The organism is Frankia sp. AgKG'84/4 (genome assembly GCF_023242965.2).
In the GTDB taxonomy this organism is placed as follows: domain Bacteria; phylum Actinomycetota; class Actinomycetes; order Frankiales; family Frankiaceae; genus Frankia.
Genome location: NZ_JALKFU020000813.1, coordinates 1 through 1042 on the forward strand (window position 1 = coordinate 1; position 1042 = coordinate 1042).

Annotated in this window: 2 protein-coding genes; both read right to left on the reverse strand. The window is 76.3% G+C overall.

Annotated elements, in window-relative coordinates; genetic code table 11:
• Positions 1 to 375: DUF3311 domain-containing protein (locus MXD58_RS25405; RefSeq protein WP_250610188.1), on the reverse strand; the 375-nt coding region annotated here is incomplete at its 3' end.
• 280 nt (positions 376 to 655) lie between these two features.
• Positions 656 to 1042: GPP34 family phosphoprotein (locus MXD58_RS25410; RefSeq protein ID WP_250610190.1), on the reverse strand; the 387-nt coding region annotated here is incomplete at its 5' end.

Sequence of the window (1042 nt, forward strand, 5' to 3'; positions counted from 1 at the left end):
GCCGTCGGCCTGGGTGCCGGTGGTCGCGTGCGCCACCCCGACCCGCGGCTTCGCCGTCCCGGACCGGCCCAGCAGCCAGACGCAGCCCGCCATCCCGGCGGCCCCGATGACCAGCCACATCAATGAGTACCAGTAGAAGAACGGGACGCCCCACAGTCGGGGCCCGCGCCGCGCGTAGGTGCCGACGAGCAGCACCGCGGTGACCTGGCAGCCGAGGACGAGCGCGGTGGCCACCCGGGCGAGCGGTGCGCTGGTGAGAAGGGCGCCCGCCGACGCGCGGCCACCACCGCGTCGCCGACGGCCACGCCGGGTCCGATCGAGGTGCGCGGGGCCTGGGCGCCGGGGGCGCTCGCCGACGCGGCGGTCTTCGGTCATCTGGAGGTCGCTCCCGCGCCGGGTCCTACTCAAAGTGGTCGGCTCGCCACTCTAGGGTGCGCGGGGCGGGTGGTTGTGCGGGTGTGATCCCGCTTCCTGTGACCTCGGAGTGGTCTCCAGAGCGGCCGGGGCCGGGAGTGCGACGGCGGGTTGAGGCACGCCTCACCTGCGGGTCGGGGCACGCGTCGCCACCGGGGCTGCGCGGCTACCTGTCGCTTCGACAGGGGTCGGCGACCGATGCACCCCCGTCGAAGCGACGGCAAGGCGCCGTCCCCACGGGTCAGCCGGAGGTCGCCGCGGTCGTGCTCGCCGCCGCGGCTACGGCGGCGGCCGCCGCCTGGGCCTCCTGGATCACCTTCTTCACGATCGCGGCGACCGGTGCCTGCTCGGTCGCCTCCTTGATCCGCTCCTTGGCGTGTCGGCGGTCGGCGCGTGCCGGCGCGACGACCTCGAGCAGCCGGGACGGGCCGGACAGCGCGAGCACCGTCGCCGTGCGGGGATCGAGCGGGCCGTCGCCGGTCGCGGCCGCCCGCAGGCGGCGCACCACCTCGTCGCGGATCTCGGGACGCAGCACCGGATGGTGGGTGACCGGCACGAGGACGACCCGGTCCCGGCGCCGCCCGAGCACGCCGGCGGCGACCAGCGGGTCGACGACCCGCCCCCACAC